This window comes from Micromonospora parastrephiae (assembly GCF_016802865.1).
In the GTDB taxonomy this organism is placed as follows: Bacteria; Actinomycetota; Actinomycetes; order Mycobacteriales; family Micromonosporaceae; genus Micromonospora; species Micromonospora parastrephiae.
The window spans coordinates 1-2,512 of record NZ_JAEVHM010000363.1; the positions used below are offsets into that span (position 1 = coordinate 1).

2 protein-coding genes are annotated in these 2,512 nt (G+C 72.2%); both read left to right on the plus strand.

Features of this window, described 5'->3' with window-relative positions; genetic code table 11:
* The first annotated feature begins 1,048 nt into the window (after positions 1-1,048).
* The gene (locus JNW91_RS30985) at positions 1,049-1,762 is read left to right on the plus strand and encodes a GAF and ANTAR domain-containing protein (RefSeq protein ID WP_203179002.1); all 714 of its coding nucleotides are present in this window, start codon (positions 1,049-1,051) and stop codon (positions 1,760-1,762) included.
* Positions 1,759-2,512 (plus strand): GAF and ANTAR domain-containing protein (locus tag JNW91_RS30990; RefSeq protein WP_203179003.1); only part of this gene is annotated, 754 nt, incomplete at its 3' end. The genes JNW91_RS30985 and JNW91_RS30990, both read left to right, overlap by 4 nt.

Genomic DNA, 2,512 nt, shown 5'->3' on the forward strand with positions numbered 1-2,512 from the left:
CTGGTGGTCGGGCGGGACCTGCCGGACCTCGTGGACGCCGCGGCGAGCCGCGTCACGCCGCCCGCCGCGCGTCCGACGCCGTGCCGGGAGCGACCGAGCAACGACGCAGCGCCGCGACCGCGACAGCGCCGGGCGCGACGACGCGGACCCGCGACCGGCTCGGAGACCACGCGACGCCGGTCGAGCACCCAGTCGGCTGAGGCTGGCCGTCCCTGACCGACGATCACCGAGCTTCGACCTCTCGTACGCCGGGGCCAGCCTGCTGATGTGAACGTTCGACGCGTCGTCGCCGTGGCCACGTGCGTTGTCGTCGCGGGGGCGACGCTCGTTCTGTTGCGGTGGGCCTCGGCTGATCGGGTCGCCACCGTGGCCTCGGCCCTCGGCCGGTCGCGGCCGTTGGCGTGGCGATCTGGGCAGTGGCGCCGGCCCGGGTGGGCTCTATACGGGTTTCCCGATCCGGCAGGGCGACCGCCGATGGTGGTGTGACCGTCAGTGGCGTGCACGCCTCCGGCACGGCGGCGCAGGTGCGTGCCGATCGCACCGGCGACGCGCCAGCGTCGGCGACGGGCAGGCGACATCCGGCATCGTTCGCGCCTACGCCCGCACCGACGTGGCGGTCGGTGGAGAGGACGAGCGGGCGCGGCGGCTGGCCAGCACGACAGTGGACCTGCGGCCAACGGCGGAGTAAGCGCGCGGACGCGTATGGCTGCTGTTGCGGCTCGCCGAGGCGCTTGAGCAGGCGCCGGCGGTCACGCTCATCGCCACGGCGTACCCGATGCTGCGGTGGAACGGCCCACTGAACACGGTCGCGCGGGTCTGCCCGGCCGTTCTACGGCGATGGTCGACGAATTCGTCACCCTCTAGCAGAGAGAACGGCAGGTCCGCGAGCAGGGGTCTCGGGGCAGGTGTGAGCGGTGCACCCCGGGGGTAGGGACAAAAGCCACGACGGCCGCTCCGGCGAGACGCTGCCGGCACCCGTACGGGGTGACCGCCGGTCCGTGGCCCCGACCCGCCGGTGCGCACGCCGGCCGACAAGGACTGTCCCGCAATGACGCAGCCAGATCTGGATCCCGCCGACGCGCTGGCCGAGTTGGGCCGGACGAGGCTGGACGAGACCAGCCTCGATGACATGTTGCGCCGGATCGCCGACCTTGCCAGCCGGAGCGTTCCCGGCGCCCGGGAGGTGTCGGTGACGCTCGTGCGGGGCCGGGCCGGTTGGACGGCCGCGTTCACCGGTGTCCTCGCCCGTCACCTGGACGAATGGCAGTACGAGCAGCACCGGGGTCCGTGCCTGGACGCCTCCGCCAGCGGCGACACCATCTCCGTGCCGGACATGGTCGCCGAGCAGCGCTGGCCGACCTGGGCGGCCGTCGCCCGAACGGCCGGGGCCGGGAGCTCGCTGTCGATCGGGTTGCCGATCCAGGAGTCGGTGGTGGGTGCGCTGAACGTCTACGGCGATTCGCCGAATGCCTTCGGCCCGTCGGCGATCGCCGTCGCGGAGGGTTTCGCGGCGTACGCGGCGGTGGCACTGGCCAACGCGCACCTGTACAACAGCGCCGCCACGCTGGCCGAGCAGATGCGGGAGGCGATGCGCAGCCGGGCGGTGATCGAGCAGGCCAAGGGGATCATCATGGGTGACCGGCGGTGCTCGCCGGAGGAGGCGTTCGCGCTGCTGTCGAAGATCTCGCAGGACACCAACCGTAAGGTGCACGACGTCGCGGAGGCACTCGTCGCCAGAGCGGTGCGGAGTACCCGGGTATGAGAACCGGCCCAGACCGGCGATGCGACGACCTGAGGGAGACGCTGCTCGCCCTCGCCAGCCTGCCCGACGACTCCCCAGCACTGCCGGACCATCTGAGCACGATCGTCCGGCTGAGCGCGTCGGTGGTGGGCCCGGTCGACTTCGCCTCGGTGACCGTGCCCGCCGGGCGGGGTCACCGTACCCAGACCGCCAGCAGCGACGTGGCCGAGGCCGTCGACCTGGCCCAGTACAGCGAGGATGCCGGTCCCTGTCTGCTGGCACTGCACTCTGGCGAGACGGTCGGCGTACCCGATGTGGCCGGCGCGGTGGTCTGGCCCGGCTTTCGGGACGTGGCCTGGCGGTACGGGATCCTGGCTTCACTGTCGATTCCGCTCTTCGCCGGCAGCGGCGTTCCGGTCGCCGCACTGAACCTCTACTCCCGCGAGGTCGCCGCCATGCGGTTGCTGATCCAGCGGGTCCAGGCGTGTTACGAGGGTGGGTCCACCCAGGCGCTGCCGCGGATGGACGCGGGGAGCGAACAGCTTCTGGTGGGGCTCACGGGCGCCCTGCTCACCCGCGATCTCGTCCAACGGGCACTCGGGGTGTTGATGGCCCGGGACAACGTTCCCGTGGGGCTGGCCTACCGGCGGCTCGTCGAGGAGGCCGGGTCCGAGGTGTCGTTGATCGGGGCGGCGACGCCGTTCTCCGTCAGTACGCGAGCTGACGCAGGTGTGATGATGGCGAAAGGGCCGCCCGTGCCGAGGCACGGGC

Coding starts and splice junctions, on each gene's coding strand:
- JNW91_RS30985 (WP_203179002.1), top strand. CDS start 1,049: ATGACGCAGCCAGATCTGGATCCCGCCGACGCGCTGGCCGAGTTGGGC.